Origin of the sequence: Brevundimonas sp., assembly GCF_036400995.1 — a bacterium.
Lineage (GTDB): Bacteria > Pseudomonadota > Alphaproteobacteria > Caulobacterales > Caulobacteraceae > Brevundimonas.
The window spans coordinates 97,738-117,657 of sequence record NZ_DASWWG010000115.1 but is presented as its reverse complement, the minus strand read 5'-3'; the positions used below and the strand labels follow the sequence as shown (position 1 = coordinate 117,657).

Here is a 19,920-nt window from a genome sequence, read left to right as displayed (position 1 = left end):
GTTGTTGATCAGTTCCTGCATGGTCACGGTCTTGCCCACGCCGGCGCCGCCGAACAGGCCGGTCTTGCCGCCCTTGGTGTAGGGGCAGATCAGGTCGATGACCTTGATGCCCGTGACCAGGATTTCCGCCGAGGTCGACTGCTCGTCGAAGGTCGGGGCTTCCTTGTGGATCGGGCGGTATTCAGTGGTCTGGATCGGGCCGGCTTCGTCGATCGGCTGACCGACGACGTTCATGATGCGGCCGAGGGTGCCCGGGCCGACCGGCGCCATGATCGACTTGCCGGTGTCGACGACGGGCTGGCCGCGCGTCAGACCTTCGGTCGTGTCCATCGAGATGGCGCGGACCATGTTCTCGCCGAGGTGCTGGGCGACTTCCAGAACCAGGGTGAAGGGCTCGCCCGTCTTCTGGTCGACGTTCTGCGTCTCCAGGGCGCTCAGGATGGCCGGCAGGGCGCCGTCGAACTCAACGTCGACGACGGCGCCGATGACCTGGGCGATACGGCCCGAGCCAGCAACGGCGGCGGCGGCCTTCGGAGCGGCGGCCTTCTTGGGAGCGGCCGGCTTCTTGGCGGCGGGTTTCTTGGTGGCGGTGGCGTCGGTCATGGGGTGCGTCCGGTTCGGAATGTCGTGTCGGTCGGGATCAGAGCGCTTCAGCGCCGGCGATGATCTCGATCAGCTCGGTGGTGATCTGGGCCTGGCGTTTACGGTTGTACTGCAGGGTCAGGCTGTTGATGAGGTCGCCCGCGTTGCGCGTGGCGTTGTCCATCGCGGCCATCTGCGCGCCGAAGAAGCCGGCCTGGTTCTCGTAGAGAGCGGCCAGGATCTGCGTCGTCAGGTTGCGCGGCAGCAGGGTCTCGAGGATTTCCTCTTCCGAGGGCTCATACTCATAGACCGCGCCGTTCAGGTCGATCGGTTCGGCGTCGCCTTCGACGACGGCCGGGATCAGCTGACTGGCGGTCGGCACCTGCGAGATCACCGACTTGAACTGGCTATAGAAGAGAGTGACCACGTCGGCCTGGCCGTCTTCGAAGCTCTCGGCAATCAGTTCGGCGATCGGCTGCGCGGCCGGCAGGCCGAGGACCTTGTGCTCGCTCAGCTCGAAGGACTTGACCACCTTGTCGCCGAACAGGCGGGTCAGGGGATCACGCGACTTCTTGCCGACGGCGATGACGCGAACGTCCTTGCCCTGGGCGATCAGGCTGTTGATCCGGTCGCGGGCGGCGCGGACGACGTTGGACGAGAAGCCCCCCGCCAGACCCTTGTCCGCCGTGGCGACCACGATCAGGTGACGCTGGTCGGCGCCCGTGCCGGCCAGCAGCTTCGGCGCGCCGTCGCCCGAGACGCCGGCGGCCAGGTTGGCGATGACCGAGGCCATCCGCGTCGCATAGGGGCGGGCGTTCTCGGCCTGCTCCTGGGCGCGCTTCAGCTTGGCCGCGGCGACCATCTGCATGGCTTTCGTGATCTTCTGCGTCGCCTTGACGCTTCCGATCCGATTGCGCATTTCCTTAAGGCTGGCCATCCGGCGCTACTCTCGCTCTCTGGTCAGATCTTAGGCGAAGGTCTTGGCGAAGGCGGCCAGGACGTCCTTGAGCTCGGCTTCCAGTTCCGGCGTCAGGGCCTTCTTGGTGCGGATGCCTTCCAGCAGCGAAGCGTGGTTCGAGTGGACGCGGGCCAGCAGCTCGCTTTCGAAGCGGCCGATGTCCGACACCGCCACGTTGTCCAGGTAGCCGCGCGTGCCGGCGTAGATCGACACGACCTGCTCTTCGACGGCCAGCGGCGAGTACTGCGGCTGCTTCAGCAGCTCGGTCAGGCGGGCGCCGCGCGCCAGCAGCTTCTGGGTCGAGACGTCCAGGTCCGAGCCGAACTTCGCGAAGGCGGCCATTTCACGATACTGGGCCAGTTCGCCCTTAATCGAACCGGCGACCTGCTTCATGGCCTTGATCTGGGCCGAGGAGCCCACGCGCGACACCGAGATGCCGACGTTCACGGCCGGACGGATGCCCTGATAGAAGAGGTCCGATTCCAGGAAGATCTGGCCGTCGGTGATCGAGATCACGTTGGTCGGGATGTAGGCCGAGACGTCGTTGGCCTGGGTTTCGATGATCGGCAGGGCCGTCATGGAGCCCGAACCATTGTCTTCGTTCAGCTTGGCCGAACGCTCCAGCAGGCGGCTGTGCAGGTAGAAGACGTCGCCCGGGTAGGCTTCACGGCCCGGCGGACGGCGCAGCAGCAGCGACATCTGACGATAGGCCACGGCCTGCTTCGACAGGTCGTCATAGACGATCAGGGCGTGCATGCCGTTGTCGCGGAAGAACTCGCCCATGGCGGTGCCGGCGAACGGAGCCAGGAACTGCAGCGGGGCCGGTTCCGAAGCCGTGGCGGCGACGACGATGGTGTATTCCAGAGCGCCCGACTCCTCGAGCGTCTTCACGATCTGGGCCACCGTCGAGCGCTTCTGGCCGATGGCGACGTAGATGCAGTAAAGCTTCGCCGACTCGTCTTCCGACTTGTTGACGTTCTTCTGGTTCAGGATGGTGTCGATGGCGATAGCGGTCTTGCCGACCTGACGGTCGCCGATGATCAGCTCGCGCTGGCCGCGGCCGACGGGGATCAGGGTGTCGATCGCCTTCTGGCCGGTCTGCATCGGTTCGTGCACCGACTTGCGGGGGATGATGCCCGGCGCCTTGACGTCGACGCGGCGGCGCTCGGTGAACTGGATCGGACCCTTGCCGTCGATCGGCTCGCCCAGCGGGTTGACGACGCGGCCCAGCAGGCCCTTGCCGACCGGCACGTCCACGATCTCGCCCAGGCGGCGGACTTCATCGCCTTCAGCGATGGCGGCGTCCGCGCCGAAGATCACGGCGCCGACGTTGTCGCGCTCGAGGTTCAGGGCCATGCCCTTCACGCCGGCCTTGGGGAACTCGACCATTTCACCGGCCTGGACGTTGTCCAGACCGTGGATGCGGGCGATGCCGTCGCCGACCGACAGCACTTGGCCGACGTCGGAAACGTCGGCTTCGACGCCGAAGTTGGCGATCTGCGACTTGAGGATGGCCGAGATTTCGGCGGCGCGGATGTCCATGGTGGGCTCTCTGGCTTTCGTCTTCGGTGCGGGCCCGCTGGCCCGGCTTGAACTTGGAATTCGGGGCTTAGGCGCGTTTCAGCGCGAACTTCATCTGGTCGAGCTTGGTCTTCAGCGAGGCGTCGAACAGCTTCGAGCCCACCTTGACCTTCAGTCCGCCCAGGATCGACGGATCGACGCGGGCGGTCAGTTCGGGATCGCGGCCCAGCGACGCGCGCAGGGCCGACTGAATGCTCTTGGTCTGGGCCGCCGACAGCGGCAGGGCCGAAACGACCTCGGCCGCGACGACGCCGGTCGCCTTGGCGTACAGGGCCTGGAAGCCGGCGATCACGCCGGGCAGGTCGCGGGCGCGGCCGTTCTGGGCCAGCAGGCCGAGGAACTTCTTGGTCGTGGCGTTGAACTTCGCCTTGTCGGCGATGGCCGACAGGCCCTTGACCTGGTCGTCGGCCGAAATGACCGGCGACTGAGCCAGGCGGCGCAGGTCCGCGCTGTCCAGCCAGGCGGCCTTCAGCGAGGCGAGATCGCCGCGCACGGCGTCGAGCGCCCCCGTCTCTTGCGAGAGGTCGAACAGCGCCTGAGCATACCGTTCGCCGACTTCCGTCGTTCTGAAATCGTCCGCCACGTAATTAAGGTCCGCGATTTGAAGCGTTTGGGTCGAGTCCGGCTGCGATCGCTCGCGCCAGGCAAGGGCTTGATTTGCTTGTAGAAAGCACGCTTGGGACACATCTTTCGATGCGTCCTTCGCTAAAGCCGCGCGGCTGATAGCACGCAAGGTCCCCGGTCGCAACCGACGGGAACGGAACGATAAGGTCGCACCTGCGCTCATTTGCCGGTCTCCAGACCCTCGCGACGGCGTCGGGTGCGACGACAACGCCGCGTCCGGAAGCTTGATGCAACCTCACGGTCCCGTTACCGCTTATGGCTATCATCACATTCTGGAACCCCGATGCTTGAAAGCATAACTCCCCTGCTGAGCGATCCGGCCGCCTGGGCGGCCCTCGTGACCCTCGTGGTCATGGAAGTCGTCCTCGGCATCGACAACCTGATCTTCATCTCGATCCTGTCGAACAAGCTGCCGCCCGAGCATCGCCAGCGCACCCGCCGCATCGGCATCGGCCTGGCGCTGATCATGCGCCTGGGCCTGCTGGCCACGATCGGCTGGATCGTCGGCCTGACCGCCCCCGTCTTCGACCTGGGCTTCCACGGCGAAACCTTCGACACTGCCTTCAGCTGGCGCGACCTGATCCTGATCGCGGGCGGTCTGTTCCTGGTGTGGAAGGCGACGAAGGAAATTCACCACGCCGTCGACGTCACCCCGACCAACGACATGCTGGAGAAGGACAAGAAGGACGCCGTCCTCAACAACGTCGGCGCCGCCATCGTCCAGATCATCCTGCTGGACCTGGTCTTCTCGGTCGATTCCATCCTGACCGCCGTCGGCATGACCGACCACGTGCCGATCATGATGATCGCCGTCGTCTTCGCCGTGCTGTGCATGCTCCTGGCCGCCGATCCGCTGGCCAACTTCATCGACAAGAACCCGACCGTCGTCATGCTGGCGCTGGGCTTCCTGCTGATGATCGGCGCGGTGCTGATCGCCGACGGCTTCGGCGTCCATGTTCCCAAGGGCTACATCTATGCAGCCATGGCGTTCTCGGCGATGGTGGAGGGACTGAACATGCTGTCCCGCCGGTCCGCCGCCCGAAAGGCCGCCGCCGAGCAGGCGCACCAGGACCAGTTGAACAAGGCCGAGACGGCTGAACCGGGAGTGTGATCATGAGGCGGCTGTTCCTTCTCGCGGCCGCCCTGATCCTTTCCACGCCGGCGCTGGCGCAGACGCCCGCGCCGGCCTCGTCGCCCCCGGCGGCGCAGGCCGCTCCGGCGCCCGAGGTGCCGGTCTACGGCTTCGAGATCGTCCGGACCTATCCCCATGACCCGCACGCCTTCACCCAGGGCCTGATCTGGCGGGACGGCGTCCTTTACGAAAGCACCGGCCGCCACCCTTCGACCATTCGGAAGGTGCGGCTCGAGGACGGCGCCGTCCTGCAGCGCCGCGAGCTGGACCCGGCCATCTTCGGCGAGGGCCTGACCGAACTGGACGGCCGCCTGATCAGCCTGACCTGGACGACCGGCAAGGGCTACATCTGGAACCCCGCCGACCTGCGCCTGCTGGGCGAGTTCGACTACGAGGGCGAGGGCTGGGGCCTGACCACCGACGGGACGCGCCTGATCCTGTCCGACGGCGCGCCGCACCTGCGCTTCCTCGACGGCCGCACCCTGACCCAGACCGGAATCGTCCCGGTCAGCCTGAACGGCCGTCCGGTCGGCAAGCTGAACGAGCTGGAATGGATCGACGGGGAGGTCTGGGCCAACATCTGGCAGACCAACTTCATCGTCCGGATCGATCCCGCCGACGGGAACATCGTCGGCATCATCGACCTGACCGAACTGCTGCCCGACCGGACCGGCATGAACCCGGCCGACGACGTCCTGAACGGGATCGCCTGGGACCCGCAGGGCCGCCGCCTGTTCGTCACCGGCAAGAACTGGCCCAGCCTGTTCGAGATCAGGCTGACGGAGCTGCACTGATCCCGCTGCGCGAGCCCCGCGCATATCTGTTGGTCCGCGGTCAAAAGGCTCCGCCTTTTCGACCCGACGCGGCCTGCCGCTTCGCGCATCGCCAATCCCTGAAGGTTGGCCGAACCCGCTCAAGCAGCGAGCGACCGCGTCGCGAGCGGTAGCGTCCTACAGGAAAGAATACGGATCCACGTCCACGTTCAGCCGGACCGAGGCCGGCACCTTCACCCGGCTGAGCCAGACCCGCAGGAAGCCCTGCAGGTCGACGTCCCGGTCAGCGCGCACCAGCAGGCGCTTGCGCCGCCGCCCCCGGACCAGCGCCAGCGGAGCGTCGGCGGGGCCGTAGACCTCCAGCCGCTCGGCATTGGGGATGGCTTCGGCCAGATCGCGGGCCACCTTCTCGACGGCCTGGGCGTTCTCGCTGGACAGGATCAGGGCCGCCAGACGCCCGTAGGGCGGCAGGGAGGCGGCCTCGCGCTCGGCCATCTCGGCGTCGACGAAAGCGTCGCGATCGCCCGCCGCCAGCGCCATCAGCACCGGGTGCTCGGGCGTCCAGGTCTGCAGCAGGGCGCGACCCGGCTTGTCGGCCCGGCCCGCCCGGCCGGTCGCCTGCATCAGCAGCTGGAACGTCCGCTCGGCCGCCCGCAGGTCGCCGCCACGCAGACCGAGGTCGGCGTCGACCACCCCGACCAGCGTCAGGCGCGGGAAATTGTGCCCCTTGGCCGCCGCCTGGGTCGCCACGAGGATGTCGATCTCCCCGTCGGCCATCGACTGGATCAGCGCCCGCGCGGACTTGCCGTCCGGGACGGTGTCCGAACTGAACACCGCCGTCCGCGCCTGCGGGAAGAGGTTGCGCACCTCCTCCTCGACCCGCTCCACCCCCGGCCCGACCGGCACGAGACTGTCCTCGGCGCCGCATGACGGGCAGGTCCTGGGCTTGGCCATGGAGAAGCCGGTCAGGTGGCAGACCAGCCGCCCGGTGTAGCGATGCTCGACCAGCCAGCTGTCGGTATCGGGCGCGGTCAGCCGGTGACCACAGACCCGGCACAGCACCACGGGCGCATAGCCGCGGCGGTTCAGGAACAGCAGGGTCTGCTCCCCCCTGGCCAGGGTCTCGCCGATCGCCTCGCGCATCGGCTGGGACAGCCAGGTCTGCGGGTCCGGCGGCGCCGCGCGCAGGTCCAGAAGCCCGATCTCCGGCAGGACCGCCGCGCCGTGGCGCGCGCCCAGCTTCAGCCAGCGGTACCGCCCCTGATGGGCGTTCCACAGCGTCTCCAGCGACGGCGTGGCCGAGGCCAGCACCACGGTCGCCCCCTCGATCCGGGCGCGGGCGACCGCCAGATCGCGTCCATGATAGACCAGCCCCTCCTCCTGCTTGAACGATCCGTCGTGTTCCTCGTCGACGATGATCAGGCGCAGGTTCGCATAAGGCAGGAACAGTGCTGACCGGGCCCCGACCACGATGTTGCAGCGTCCCGCCTGAACCGCCTCCCACACCTGACGCCGACGCGGCGGCGCGACGCCCGAGTGCCATTCAGCGGGCGCGGTCCCGAAGCGGGCGCTGATCCGTTCGATCAGGGCCTGGGTCAGGGCGATCTCCGGCAGGAGGATCAGGACCTGCGCATCGGGATCGGCCTTCAGGGCGCGAGCGGCCGCCTCCAGATAGGCTTCCGTCTTGCCGGAGCCGGTGACCCCGTCCAGCAGCATGGGCACGAAGCCGCGCGCGCCGACCGCCTCGGCGATGGCGCCGGCGGCAGCGGCCTGATCCGGATTGAGGGTCGCGGGCGCATGGTCCGGGTCGGGAGCGTCGAAGGCGGCGATCGCCTCGATCTCGATGATCTCCAGCACCCCCTCGTCCAGCAGTCCCTTGACCACGCCGGACGACACATCGGCGGCGCGCGCCAGATCGGGCCCGGGCATCGACTTCCGGCCCAGCGCCTCCAGCACCGCCGTACGGGCGGCCGTCGGACGCGCCGGGACGCGGTCGCCGACGCGACGGACGCGACGCTCCGGCCGGGGACGCGGCGCGCGCAGTCCCTTCAGCGCCGCCGAGGCCATCTCCCCCGGCGCGCTGAGGGTCCAGCGGGCGGCCCATTCGACGAAGTCCACCGTTCGTTCCGGCAGGCGCGGATCGTCCAGCACCTGATCAATCGCCTTCAGCCGCCGGTTCGAGCCGGTCGTCTCCCGCACCTCGGCGACCACGCCCCGGATAAGCCGCGGGCCCAGCGGCACGGCGACCTGGTCGCCCCGCGCCACATCGAGGCCTTCGGGCGCCTCGTAATCGAAGGCCTCGGGCACCGGCAGGGGAATGAGAACGGACGCGACCTTCATCAGAGGATCATGTCTCGCAAATTTCGCACGACGCCGCTAAAGAGCCCGGCCATGAAACTCTTCCTCGACACCGCCGACGTCGCCGTCATCAAGGACCTGCTGCCGACCGGCATGGTCGACGGCGTGACCACCAATCCCACGCTGATCGCAAAGTCCGGGCGCAACATCGCCGAGGTCATCGCTGAAATCTGCGCCCTGGTCGAGGGCCCGATTTCGGCCGAGGCCGTCGCCACCGACTATGAGACCATGGTCAAGGAAGGCGACAAGCTGGCCGCCATCGCCCCGAACGTGGTCGTGAAGCTGCCGTTGACCTGGGACGGACTGCGCGCCGCGCGGAACTTCTCGGACAAGGGCATCAAGACCAACGTCACCCTGTGCTTCTCGGCCGCCCAGGCCATGCTGGCCGCCAAGGCCGGCGCGACCTTCATCTCGCCTTTCGTCGGCCGTCTGGAAGACCACGGCGCGGACGGCATCGGCCTGCTGGAAGAGATCCGCACCCTGTACGACATCCACGGCTTCGAAACCGAAGTCCTGGCCGCCTCGCTGCGCAACCCGGGCCACGTCTCGGCCGCCGCCCTCGCCGGCGCCGACGCCGCGACCCTGCCGGCCGACACTTTCAAGGCCCTGGTCAAACACCCGTTAACCGACAAGGGGCTTGATGCCTTCCTGGCGGACTGGGGCAAGACCGGTCAGTCGATCCTGTAAGGATCGCTCCCCTCCCGGGCGCCGGTTTTTCGGAATCTGCGCCTCGGGGAGAGGTAAGTGAGCGTATCGCCTGATCTGTCCTCGAAGCCGGACGAGCTTCACTGGCCCGACGTGCGCGTCTGGCTGCAGGCGAACCCTGCCCATCTGGTGGACGACCGCGCCCTGCTGGAAGAGCTGGGCCTGAAGGCGACCGGCCGCAATGTCGTGGAGTTCGGCAAGGCGGCCCTGACCCGGCTGGAAGAGGCCATGGAGCGCGAGGCCGACGCCCGCAAGCGCATCGAGGCCATCGCCCGCGCGAACTTCGCCGCCCAGACCCAGACCCATGTGGCGGCCCTGGACCTTATGGAATCCCGCAACCCGTCCGATCTCGCCCGGCGTCTGGATGCGGTTGCGCAGGGCCGCTTCGGCCTGTCCGCCGCCGCCATCGCCATGGAGAAGCCGGGCGGCGTGCCCTTCGGCTGGAAGGCGCTGGACGCCGGCGGCGTCGACAGCCTGCTGGGCGAGCACGGCCTGACCTGGCTGGGACCGAATTTCGATGGATTGAACCTGTTCGGCGCGGCCGAAGAGGAGGTGAAGTCCGTCGCCCTGATCCGGATGGCGCCGCACTTCCCCGGCGACGACACCCCGGGACGCCACGCCATCTGCGCCTTCGGCTCGCCCGAAGAGGACGGCTTCACTCCGACCATGGGCTGCGAACTGGTGGCCTTCATCGCCCGGGTCGTCGAGCGCACGGCCGAACGATGGCCCATCCTCAACTGACCGCTGACGAAGCCCTGGCCGCCTGGCTGGAGCATCTGGCGCATGAACGACGCCTGTCGCCCCGGACACTGGAGGCCTACGGCCACGTCGGCCGGCTGTATCTGGCGTTCCTGGAGCGGCACCGGGGCGAACCTCAGCGGTTGACGGACCTCGGCGCGATCACCGCAGCGGAAGTGCGCGCCCATCTGGCCGAGCGTCGTAGCGGGGACCATCCCCTGAACGCGCGTTCCATCAGCCAGACCCTGTCGGCGATCCGCGCCTTCCACGCCTTCCTTGACCGGCGGCTGGACACGCCCGCGCCCCAACTCGCCCTCGTGCGCGGGCCGAAGGTCAAACCCTCCCTGCCCCGCCCCGTCAGCGAGGATCAGGCGCGGGGCTTGCTGGAGGAGAGCGAGGCCGATCCCGACATGGAGCCGTGGGAAGCCGCGCGTGACCGGGCCGTGCTGACCCTGCTGTACGGCTGCGGCCTGCGGATTTCGGAAGGTCTGTCGCTGATCCGGTCCGACGCGCCCCTGCCGGAGGCCCTGCGGATCACCGGGAAGGGCGGCAAGACCCGGATGGCGCCGGTGCTGCCGGCCGTGCGGGAGGCCGTCGACGCCTATCTGGGCCTGTTGCCGCACCCTCTGGAGCCGTCCGACGCCCTGTTCCGGGCGAAGCGGGGCGCCCCCCTTGGGCCGCGTCAGGTTCAGGCCGCCATGCAGCGCCTTCGCGGACGGCTGGGCCTGCCGGCCAGCGCCACGCCCCACGCCCTCAGACACAGCTTCGCGACCCATCTGCTCGGTGCGGGAGCTGACCTGCGCTCGATCCAGCAACTGCTGGGTCACGCCAGCCTGTCGACGACCCAGAAATACACCGCCGTCGACGCCGCCCACCTGCTGGACGCCTACACCGCCGCCCACCCCCGGGCCTGAGCGAACACGGACTCGCCAGCGCGCGCGATCGGCGTACAGTGCCCCAAAACATAATGGGGAAACGCCGTTGTCCCGGGATCACCCTGCGGCGCCGGATAGACGCCTTCTACTGACCGGACTGGCCGCCGCGGCCGCCTTCGGGCCCGCGCGAGGGCTCGCGCAAACCCCGCCCGCACCTCACGAGCCGGGATCCATCTCCCTGCTGGCCAATCTATTCACCCGGGTCGGCGCGGGTGTGACGATCAACGGCGCCGGCCCTTTCACCTTCGTCATAGACACGGGCGCGGGCGCGACTTCCATCGCGGATACTCTTGCCCGGCGGCTGGCCCTGCCGGCGATGGCGCCGCTGACCGTGCACGGGATCACAGCCGCCACCCGGACCGAGAGCGTCCGCGCGGACCGCCTGTTGCTGAGCGGACTGGTGTTCAGGAACCTGCGCTGCCCGGTTCTGCCCGCCGACCAGTTGGGCGCGGACGGCCTTCTGGGGCTGGATGTGCTCGGCCGATTCCGGTTGGGGTTCGATGTCGAGCGGCGGGCGGCTAGCCTGAGCATGCGCGGCATCCGCATCATCATGGGCGGCGCTGACATGGACACCGGATCGCGTATCCGCCGCGACGGCGTGCGTTCGGTGCGAGGCCGCTTCGGCCAGCTGATCCTGACCCAGACCCTGGTCGACGGCGTGCCGACCGCGGCCTTCATCGACAGCGGGGCCCAGTATTCGATCGGAAACGAGGCCCTGCGACGAGCCATCGTGACCCGCCACGCCGACACGCCGCGCTCAGCCCGTCAGGTGCTGCTGTACGGCGTGACCGGGCAGAATCTGGTAGCCGACCTCGCGCGGGTCGGCGACATCCGGCTGGGACGCTCGCGGCTGGGTCCGACGCCGCTGCTGTTCGCGGACCTGCATTGCTTCAACACGCTGGAGTTGGCCGACCGCCCCGCCCTGCTGGTCGGCGCGGATTTGCTGGGCCGGTTCCGACAGGTGACGCTGGACTTCCCGAACGGCACGGTCGACTTCGACGGCCTGCGCCGTCAGACGACGCGGACCATCGAGGACGAACTGCGGACCTGAGATCAGGCCTGCATGATCCAGTTGTCGACGCCCATGGCCGCCTGCTTGACCGCTTCCGAACGGGTCGGGTGCGGGTGGCAAATGCGGGCGATATCTTCCGCCGCGCCGCCGAAGGCCATGGCCACGCAGGCCTCGCCGATCAGTTCGCCGGCCTGCGGTCCGAAGATGTGCACGCCCAGGATCTTGTCCGACTTGGCGTCGGCCAGCACCTTCACGAAGCCTTCGGTCTCGTGGTTGATCTTGGCGCGGCTGTTGGCGGTGAAGGGGAATTTGCCCTTCTTGAACTCGACGCCCGCGGCCTTCAGCTGCTCCTCGGTCTTGCCGACCCAGGCCACTTCCGGACCGGTGTAGATGACGCTGGGGACCAGGTCGTAGTCGACGTGGCCCGCCTTACCGGCGATGTATTCGATGACCGCGACGGCCTCTTCCTCGGCCTTGTGGGCCAGCATCGGGCCGTGGGTCACGTCACCGATGACCCAGACGCCGTCCTTGCCGGTCTTCAGGTGGTCGTTGTTCAGGAAGCCGCGCTTGTCGGTTTCGATGCCGACCGACTCCAGACCCAGGCCGGCCGTGTAGGGACGACGGCCGATGGCGACCAGAACCACGTCGCCCTTCAGGGTCTCGGCGGCGCCGCCGGCGGCGGGCTCCAGCGTCAGCTCGACGCCGTCCTTGCCGGTCTTCGCGGCGGTGACCTTGGTGCCCATCTTGAAGGTCATGCCCTGCTTGGTCAGGCCGCGCTGGAAGGCGGTGGCGACCTCGGCGTCCATACCGGCGCCGACCTTGTCCAGGAACTCGACGACGGTCACCTGGGCGCCCAGACGGCGCCAGACCGAGCCCAGCTCAAGGCCGATGACGCCCGCGCCGACGACGATCAGGTGCTTCGGCACGGCCGGCAACGACAGGGCGCCGGTCGAGTCGATGACCTTGCCCTCGACGAAATCCACGCCCGGCAGCGGGGTGGGTTCCGAACCGGTGGCGATGACGATGTCCTTGGCCTTCAGCGTTGAGACCGAACCGTCAGCGGCGGTCACTTCCACCGCGCCCGGGCCGGTGATCTTGCCCTTGCCCTTGATCCACTCGACCTTGTTCTTCTTGAACAGGAATTCGATGCCCTTGGTCAGGGCGCCGACGCTGTCGGCCTTCTGCTGCATCATCTGGCCCAGGTTCAGCTTGGGCGCGCCGACGTCGATGCCGAGGGTCGGGAACTCCTTGGCCACCGCCTCGAACAGCTCCGACGCGTGCAGCAGCGCCTTCGAAGGCATGCAGCCGACGTTCAGGCAGGTGCCGCCCAAGGTGTCGCGCATCTCGATACAGGCGGCTTTCAGGCCCAGCTGGCCCGCCCGGATCGCGGCGTTATAGCCGCCCGGCCCACCGCCGATGATGACGACGTCGTAGGAAGCGGCTTCGGCCATGGGATCTCTCTGATGCTCTGTCTGGGGCGCGGGAAAGGCGCGCGGAACCTAGCGGCAAGACCGCAGGGGTCAACCGTCCACAGGCATATGGTGACGATCCTTGGGTATCAGAAGGACAGCTGCCCCGGAATCCGGTGACGTCGCTGGCGGCGCGCGACAACGACCACCAGCACCCCCAGCAGGAACAGGGCGCCGAGGATCAGCCACAGGGGATCGACGGGCAGACCGCCGGCGTCGGCCGCCATGGTGGTCGGGCCGGATGAGCGGGCCGCGGCGTCGCTCCCGCCGTTCCGGTCCATCGCCAGACGCAGGACGGCGTCCGCGATAAAGCCCAGGAAGTAGGCGATGGAGGCCCGGGCGTTGCCCGCGCCGAGCATCAGGGCGGCGACGAGGTACAGGCCCACGGCTCCCACCCACAGCGCCCAGGCCGGGATCAGGCCGAACAGGCTGCCGCCCGCGGCGGCGTCGACGTCGGCGCCCAGCGCCCCGATGTCCGGCGCCCCGCCGTCCAGCAGGGGCGACAACAGCGGCCAGGCCAGCCATCCGACATAGGCGAGGATGACGAGGGCGATGAGAGGACGCAGCAGCTTCATGACCGGTCTCCGGATACGGCGTTAACCACCCTACACCCGGCGCGCCGAACGTCGATACCCGCGTCAGCCCCGGGTCAGGCGCTCTGGCGCTCCGCCTCGACGAGCGGTTGCGGCAGGGTGATCGAGACCTCGGCGCCGCCCCCCGGGACGTCGTCGATCGACAGCACGCCGCCCGACTGCCGCGCGAAGGCGTAGGCCTGGGACAGTCCCAGACCGGCCGCGCCCTCACGCGTGGTGAAGAAGGGCTCGACGGCGCGGGCCGCCAGATCGCGGTCCATGCCCGGACCGGTGTCCCGAACGCTGAGCCGCAGCCCGCCTTCCATCAAAGCCTCCAGCCGCACGGCGACCGAGCCCTTGGCGCCGACGGCCTCGACCGCGTTCTGGGTCAGGGCGCGCACCGCGCCCTCGAAGGCGACCGGATCGAGCCGGGCCGGAGCATCGGTGGACGGGCCCTCGATCATCAGGTCGACACCCTCGCCCGCCATGGCCCGCAGGCGCGTTTCCATCCCGCGCAGCAGGACCCCCGCGTCGAGAGTCTGGAACACCGGGGCGTCGTCGCCCTGCGAGAAGGCGGTCAGTCGGCGGGTCAGTTGTTCACCCCGCTGGCCCGCGGCCAGGGCGGCCTGCCCGAGGCGGCGAACCCGGGCGGGGTCGTCGGCCTGACGCAGCATCATGTCGAGCGCACCGGTCATCACCCCCAGCAGGGCGTTGAAGTCATGGGCCAGACCACCGGTCAGGCGGCCGACGCTTTCCATGCGACGACCACCCTGCAGCTCCAATTCAGCGTCTTGCTGCGCCTGGCGGGCGACGGCGCGCGCCGTCTCGGCGTCTTCCCGCGCGGCGGCGGCGGCGGCGAGCGCCTCCTCGGCCTGACGACGGGCGGCGTCCGCTTCGTCGCGCAGGGCCGAAGCCTCTTCCTCCGAGATCGCGGGCGCGGCGGGCTCCGGCCCGGCGACCGCCTCGACCGGCGGGGCGAAGGCGATGGCCTCGACAGGCGCCTCGATCATCGGCTCGACGACAGCCTCCTCGACGACCGGGTCGGCGCGTTCGCCGGCCAGCAGCAGGGCGTCGACCTTCCCGGCGGCGTCGGTCAGGGGCAGCATCGACCAGCGGATGCCTTCGGGCGCCCCATTTCGGGACGTGAAGGGCTCGGCCTCGCCGGCGGGAGCGGACAGGGCGGCGCGCAGGGCCTGACGCCCCTCGACACGCTCGTCCTCCGCGAGGAACAGATCGGCGAACTCGCCCTCCGCGCCGTCCCGGCCGAGAACCAGAAGGGCGGTCCGGTTGGCCTCACGCACCACGCCGTTGGCGGCGACGACCACGAGCGCGCTCGAGGCCGCGTCGAAGACCCGCCGGGTCAGGTCGCTTTCGACCACCACGGTCTCGGGGGCGATCATCTCCGGGGTCTGGAGCCCCTCGGTCTCGACGATGGCGGCGGTGGAGCCGGTGATCTGGCCCAGCTCGTTCTCGATCGGCATGGCCGTCACCGAAACCAGCATCTTCTTGCGGGTCGCGGGATTGGACATCAGGTGATGGAAGCCCTTGACCGTCTGGCCGCGCAGCGCGCGGGCGCTGGGCAGGAGATCCGGCGGCACCGGCCGGCCGTCCGGGAAGGTGATGCCCCAGGTCGCGGAATGGAAACGCAGGCCGATCAGTTCGGCGTCACGACGCCCCAGCAGCTGGTGGGCGGCGCGGTTGGCGAAGACGAACTTGCCCTGTTTGTCGGTCTCGACCAGGGCGACGGGAATGGCGTTCAGGGTCTCGAACAGGCGCTTTTGCGAATCCTCGGCCACGCGCTGGACCAGATCCAGCTGTCCCGAGGCGTCGACGTGCTGTCCCCGCTTCTTGAAGGCGAACCAGAGCGCGACCAGCCCGATCGCCCAGCCGACGACCGCAACCGCGCCCAGCACCCACATCCAATTGATCTGGCCTTCGAGAAACATTCGACCCGACTGTCCCGTTCTGGCGCCCTCGCGCCGGTTCGGGAGACACCTTGCAAACGGCGAACCGCACCGGCCGCCTTTCGCCCCCAAGGCGACCTAGCCGGGCTTTTCGAAACGGTCCAGCTTCGCCGTTAGCCTTTCTGCGGAAAAGAAAAAGGGCCGGACGTCGCCGCCCGGCCCTCTCCTGTTTTTCAGCTGACGGACCTTAGAAGGCGACGCGCATGACCAGCTGGTAGACCGGGCCCGAGCTTTCGGTCTCGATCTCGTACTCGTCGTAGTCGCGGCTGATCTGGTCGGCGATGCTGCCGAACTTGTCGAAGACCTCGTCCTTCGAGGAGTCGAGCAGGTTCGAGCCGGTGAAGCGCAGCACCACGTTCGAGGATACCTGCTTCTCGACGAAGATTTCCAGATCGCCGCCGTAGGTGGTGCGGACTTCCTCGGCCAGGACGCGGCTGTAGGCGTCGCCCTGTTCGCGGTAGGTCGCGCCGAAGGCCAGGTCCCAGGTCGGGATGTCGTGGGTGAAGCCCAGGTTCAGCACATAGTCCGACTGGCTGTTGAAGCGGCGCTCACCGATGAAGTCGGTGATCTCGCTGTCCAGCCACGAGTAGTTCAGGAACACGCCGGTCGACGGCAGGCCGACGAAGTCCAGCGGGGTCGAGAGGTCGAACTCCAGGCCGTACACCTTGCCGCTGCCGACGTTGTCGACGGTGTAGATGAAGGTGCCCGGACCGGCCGACCCTTCGGCGCCGGTGTTGGTTTCCTCGATCAGGTTGTCGACGTCGCGGTAGAAGGCGTTGATGCCGACGACGCCGCGGCGGCCCAGACGACGCTCGAAGCCAAGGTCGAAACCGATGGCGGTTTCCGGCTCAAGGTTCGGGTTGCCCATGAAGTCGCTGTCGCCGAACTCTTCTTCCAGCGTCACCGGCGAGAGCTGGTTGAAGTTCGGGCGGCGAACCGTGCGGGCGGCCGAGAAGGTGATCCGGTCCGTCTCGTTCAGGCGGAAGCGCAGGCTGGCCGACGGCAGGAACTCGCCGTAGTCGTTGTCGGTCACCTGATCGGCCGGGGCGGCGGTCAGGTCGGTGATGGTGGTCTCGGTCGACTCATAGCGCAGACCGGCTTCCCACTTCAGCGGGCCGTTCTCGCCCGACAGCATGATGTACGGGTCGAGGCGGGTTTCCTCGATCGTGCCCAGACCGCCCAGCACCGGGGTGAAGGCGCCGAAGGCCGGAACCGTCGGACGCACGCCCGGGGCGTTCGGCACGTTGAAGCGGATCCGCGGGGCCTCGGTGATGTTGGTGTCGCGGGTCTTGTCGTTCCACTGCACGCCGAACTCGAGCTCGAGGTCGTTGCCCAGGTCGATCTTGTGCTCGATCGCGGCCGAGTATTCCTCGTCCTGGATCTGCGAGTCCGTCGCGTCGAGGGTGTAGCGATCCTCGTCCGGAAAGGTGATGGCGTCGCGCAGGTATTCCGACTCGCCCTCGAACTCGTACTGGTCGTCGTCGATCGAGGCGTAGCCCAGTTTGAAGGTCGTCTCGCCGCCGAACATTTCACGGCGGTAGCGGGCGTTCAGCGACAGGTTGTCGGTCAGGATGTCCAGATCGTTGTCGTTGACGACCGACAGGTGGGCGGCGTCCTCGATGCCGTCCTCATACTCCAGCGAGTCCTCGTCCTGGTAGCGGTCGGTGCGCACGAACAGGCCCGACAGGCGCAGCTCGCCGCCCAGGACGTCAACGGTGTAGTCGGCGTTGAACGAGTAGTCGGTGCCGTCACGGACATCGGTCTGGATTTCCGTATTCTGGATCGTGCCGCCCGGCTCGTCGTAGCGGACGCTGTACTTGTCCTTCGGGTTGCGGCGGTCCTGCATGTTGCCGCCGATCAGCAGGCGGCCCGGGCCGACCTGGCCGCCCCAGACGGCGCCGAAGGTGCCGCCCCACTGGCCGTACTCGCTGTCTTCCCAGTGCAGGGCGCCGGCGCGGATGTAGCCGCCGTCCAGGGCCAGAGCGTCGCGCAGGACGATGTTGATCGAACCGGCGACCGCATCACCCGAACGGTTGGCCGAGGACGAGCGGACGACCTCGACCCGGTCGATCAGTTCGGCCGGAATGCGGTCGACGAAGAAGCTGCGGTCCAGACCGGCGCCGGGCACGCGCTCGCCGTCGATCAGGATCTGGGTGTAGGCCGAGTCGAGGCCGCGCAGGCGCACGCCGTCGTACTCCAGCATGTCCGACAGGAAGGCGACCGACGGGACGCGCTTCAGGGCGTCGCCCACGGTCAGCGGTTCGAAGCGCTGGAAGTATTCCAGGTCGTAGGACAGGGTCGGCACCACGTCGTCGGTGCGGTTGCGCATGACCGGCTCGCCGGTGACGATGACCTCTTCCAGGGAGGTGGTCGGCGCGGCCGGAGCGTCCTGGGCCATGGCCGGAGCGGCCAGAGCGAAGGCGAGCGGCGCGACCGCGGCGCCGAGCAGAAGTCCGAGTTTCATGAGGTGCATCCCGATGGGTCCGGTTCGACCCCCCGGCCGCCGGCTCTGGATGCGCCAGCTAGGCTGTAGCGGCGACGCCAGCGCGACGGTTTCGCGAATGCCGCTTGGCGATTTTCGAACGCCGTTGTGACGATTGGTCGCCCCACGGAGCGTTCGTCACGAACATGACGCCGGACCGTCATCGTGCGTTGCTTGACCCCCTGCCGCGGCGCGTGGTCTGGCGCGCCCGTCAAGCTTCAAGGAGGGCGCGATGACGATCCGGACCCTGATGACCGCCGTGGCCGCCTCGGCCCTGCTGGTCGCCTGCGCGACCCATGAAGTCGACTACCAGGGCGAGGGCGAGGGCTTCGTCGGCGAGGGCGCGCCCGTCCACGCCGTGCTGGAGACCCCGTCGGTCGGCACCGCCGGCCAGGACGCCGCGGATGATCCCGCGGTCTGGGCCTCCGCGACGCCGGTCAACGTCAAGAGCGCCAGCGTCGGCGGCTGGGTGGCCGGAACCGACAAGAAGGCGGGCCTGTACATCTACGGTCTGGACGGCGCGATCCTGCAGTTCCTGCCGGAAGGCCTGCTGAACAACGTCGACGTGGTCGAGGGCCTGAGCATCGGCGGCCGCCCGCAGGTGGTTCTCGGCGCCAGCGACCGGACCCCGGGCAAGACCGGCATCGCCCTGTACGCCTTCGACCCGGCCGGAACCGGCGACAACGGCGTGCGCCTGTGGGGCAACATCACCACCGACGTGGTCGAGCCCTACGGCTTCTGTTTCGCCCGCCGCGGCGATGAGGTTCACGCCGTTCTGGTCGGCCACGAAGGCGAGCTGCGTCAGTTCGTGCTGACCGTCGGCGCCGACGGCCAGCCCTCGGCCCGTCTGGTCCGCCGCGCCGAGATCGGCACCATCTCCGAAGGCTGCGCCGCCGACGAGGCGACCGACGCCCTGTACATCACCGAAGAGAACGTAGGCCTGTGGCGCTACAGCCTGGACCCGGCCTCGGGCGCCGCACGCACCCTGATCCAGCCGATTGCCCCGGGCGTGCTGGTCGCGGACGCCGAGGGCCTGACCATCCTTGAGGACGGCGCCGCCCGCTACCTGATCGGCTCCAGCCAGGGCGACTCGACCTTCCCGGTCTGGCGCGTCGACGGCGCCGCGCCCGAATACAAGGGCCGGTTCGTGGTCACCGACGGGAACGGCGTGGACGGGATCACCGGCACGGACGGGCTGGACGCCCTCGGCGGCCGGATCAGCGAGCGCTTCCCCGAGGGCGTCGTGGTCATCCAGGACGATGTGAACGACGTCGGCACGCAGAATTTCAAATACGTCGACTGGCGCGACATCCGGACCGCGCTGGGCCTGTAGGGATCAGACGCCCCGGCGCTTGCGCCAGGTCACCACGGCGACGCCGAGCGGGATCAGGTTGTAGGTCACGCCCGGCAGCCAGGGGGCCACGCCCAGCAGGGGCGAGGCCGCGACCAGCGCCGACAGCAGCCCGGTGACCATGGCGATCCCCCAGGTGGACGCCCATTGCAGGCCGTTGCGGTGCGCCACGGCGTCGAGGCCCCGCAGCGCTCTCGCCGCATGCAGGAACAGCCCGGCGTTCAGCCCCGACAGGATCGCGAAGGCCGCGCCGTAGATCACATAGGTCCAGCGCAGGTCCGACAGGCTGGACATCAACCGTCCGCCCGGCAGGACGCCGCCGGAAATGTAATGGGTCGCCGTTTCCGCCAGCAGACGAAGCGGGAAAACGAACACCAGAACCGAAAACACGACCGCGAGGCTCAGCACCGTGGTCCAGCCGGTGCGGACCGGCGTCAGGTTGGACCAGGTCCGGTGCGCCAGCCAGAACAGCACGATCAGGCCGAAGCCGAAGGCGAAGGCCGGAATGCGGGCCAGCGCCACGGCCAGATCGGTGAAGGACCGCAGCGGTTCGGCCCCGCCGATGATCAGCAGGGAGACGGCGAAGGCGAAGGCCGCGTCGACGAAGGAGTCGAGCCTCTGGGACTCCGGCGTCCGGAACGACCTCGCGCCCACCGATCCGTCCATGGCCCCCTCCCCGTTTCC

16 protein-coding genes and 1 pseudogene are annotated in these 19,920 nt (G+C 68.6%); 7 read left to right on the top strand and 10 right to left on the bottom strand.

Annotation, left to right across the window (positions count from 1 at the left end):
- The 4 genes and pseudogenes from VGE03_RS15935 to VGE03_RS15920 all read right to left on the bottom strand — a co-directional run.
- A pseudogene (locus VGE03_RS15935) lies at positions 1-603 on the bottom strand (F0F1 ATP synthase subunit beta); the annotation flags it as partial.
- Between the two features lie 37 nt (positions 604-640).
- On the bottom strand, positions 641-1,519 hold the full coding sequence (locus VGE03_RS15930; protein WP_292085412.1) for a F0F1 ATP synthase subunit gamma: 879 nt from the start codon (positions 1,517-1,519) through the stop codon (positions 641-643).
- Between the two features lie 30 nt (positions 1,520-1,549).
- Positions 1,550-3,082, bottom strand: coding sequence for a F0F1 ATP synthase subunit alpha (gene atpA, locus VGE03_RS15925; protein WP_105563148.1), 1,533 nt, complete (start codon positions 3,080-3,082; stop codon positions 1,550-1,552).
- Between the two features lie 67 nt (positions 3,083-3,149).
- Positions 3,150-3,704: a F0F1 ATP synthase subunit delta gene (locus VGE03_RS15920; protein WP_331047453.1), complete on the bottom strand. Its 555-nt coding sequence runs from the start codon at positions 3,702-3,704 to the stop codon at positions 3,150-3,152.
- Between the two features lie 324 nt (positions 3,705-4,028).
- On the opposite strand from VGE03_RS15920, the gene VGE03_RS15915 reads away from it, so the two are divergent.
- Both VGE03_RS15915 and VGE03_RS15910 read left to right on the top strand, forming a co-directional pair.
- On the top strand, positions 4,029-4,856 hold the full coding sequence (locus tag VGE03_RS15915; protein WP_331047452.1) for a TerC family protein: 828 nt from the start codon (positions 4,029-4,031) through the stop codon (positions 4,854-4,856).
- 2 nt (positions 4,857-4,858) lie between these two features.
- Positions 4,859-5,671 (top strand): glutaminyl-peptide cyclotransferase, encoded by an 813-nt coding sequence (locus tag VGE03_RS15910; RefSeq protein ID WP_331047451.1) that lies wholly within the window; start codon positions 4,859-4,861, stop codon positions 5,669-5,671.
- Positions 5,672-5,827: 156 nt separating this feature from the next.
- Here the strand turns inward: VGE03_RS15910 and VGE03_RS15905 are convergent, their stop codons facing one another.
- Complete coding sequence (locus VGE03_RS15905) at positions 5,828-7,990, bottom strand: primosomal protein N' (protein ID WP_331047450.1); 2,163 nt, start codon at positions 7,988-7,990, stop codon at positions 5,828-5,830.
- Positions 7,991-8,041: 51 nt separating this feature from the next.
- On the opposite strand from VGE03_RS15905, the gene fsa reads away from it, so the two are divergent.
- The 4 genes from fsa to VGE03_RS15885 all read left to right on the top strand — a co-directional run bounded on the left by fsa (position 8,042) and on the right by VGE03_RS15885 (position 11,437).
- Positions 8,042-8,695: a fructose-6-phosphate aldolase gene (gene fsa, locus VGE03_RS15900; protein ID WP_331047449.1), complete on the top strand. Its 654-nt coding sequence runs from the start codon at positions 8,042-8,044 to the stop codon at positions 8,693-8,695.
- 57 nt (positions 8,696-8,752) lie between these two features.
- Complete coding sequence (locus tag VGE03_RS15895; protein WP_331047448.1) at positions 8,753-9,454, top strand: DUF484 family protein; 702 nt, start codon at positions 8,753-8,755, stop codon at positions 9,452-9,454.
- Positions 9,436-10,365, top strand: a complete 930-nt coding sequence (locus VGE03_RS15890) for a tyrosine recombinase XerC (protein ID WP_331047447.1) — start codon at positions 9,436-9,438, stop codon at positions 10,363-10,365. Before VGE03_RS15895 ends, VGE03_RS15890 begins: the two co-directional genes overlap by 19 nt.
- Before the next feature lie 235 nt (positions 10,366-10,600).
- Positions 10,601-11,437, top strand: coding sequence for an aspartyl protease family protein (locus tag VGE03_RS15885; RefSeq protein ID WP_331047446.1), 837 nt, complete (start codon positions 10,601-10,603; stop codon positions 11,435-11,437).
- Between the two features lie 2 nt (positions 11,438-11,439).
- On the opposite strand, the gene lpdA is transcribed toward VGE03_RS15885, so the two are convergent.
- The 4 genes from lpdA to VGE03_RS15865 all read right to left on the bottom strand — a co-directional run bounded on the left by lpdA (position 11,440) and on the right by VGE03_RS15865 (position 17,867).
- On the bottom strand, positions 11,440-12,849 hold the full coding sequence (lpdA, locus tag VGE03_RS15880; protein WP_331047445.1) for a dihydrolipoyl dehydrogenase: 1,410 nt from the start codon (positions 12,847-12,849) through the stop codon (positions 11,440-11,442).
- A gap of 107 nt (positions 12,850-12,956) precedes the next feature.
- On the bottom strand, positions 12,957-13,442 hold the full coding sequence (locus VGE03_RS15875) for a hypothetical protein (protein ID WP_331047444.1): 486 nt from the start codon (positions 13,440-13,442) through the stop codon (positions 12,957-12,959).
- Between the two features lie 74 nt (positions 13,443-13,516).
- A complete protein-coding gene (locus tag VGE03_RS15870) occupies positions 13,517-15,385 on the bottom strand; it encodes a PAS domain-containing sensor histidine kinase (protein WP_331047443.1) in 1,869 nt (622 codons plus the stop codon).
- A gap of 205 nt (positions 15,386-15,590) precedes the next feature.
- Positions 15,591-17,867 carry a TonB-dependent receptor gene (locus VGE03_RS15865; RefSeq protein WP_331047442.1) on the bottom strand — a complete coding sequence of 759 codons (2,277 nt, stop codon included), beginning with the start codon at positions 17,865-17,867 and terminating at the stop codon, positions 15,591-15,593.
- 250 nt (positions 17,868-18,117) lie between these two features.
- Here VGE03_RS15865 and VGE03_RS15860 point away from each other — a divergent pair, with 250 nt between their 5' ends.
- Positions 18,118-19,218 carry a phytase gene (locus VGE03_RS15860; RefSeq protein WP_331047441.1) on the top strand — a complete coding sequence of 367 codons (1,101 nt, stop codon included), beginning with the start codon at positions 18,118-18,120 and terminating at the stop codon, positions 19,216-19,218.
- 3 nt (positions 19,219-19,221) lie between these two features.
- Here the strand turns inward: VGE03_RS15860 and VGE03_RS15855 are convergent, their stop codons facing one another.
- Positions 19,222-19,902, bottom strand: coding sequence for a TMEM175 family protein (locus tag VGE03_RS15855; protein ID WP_331047440.1), 681 nt, complete (start codon positions 19,900-19,902; stop codon positions 19,222-19,224).
- Positions 19,903-19,920: the final 18 nt, after the last annotated feature.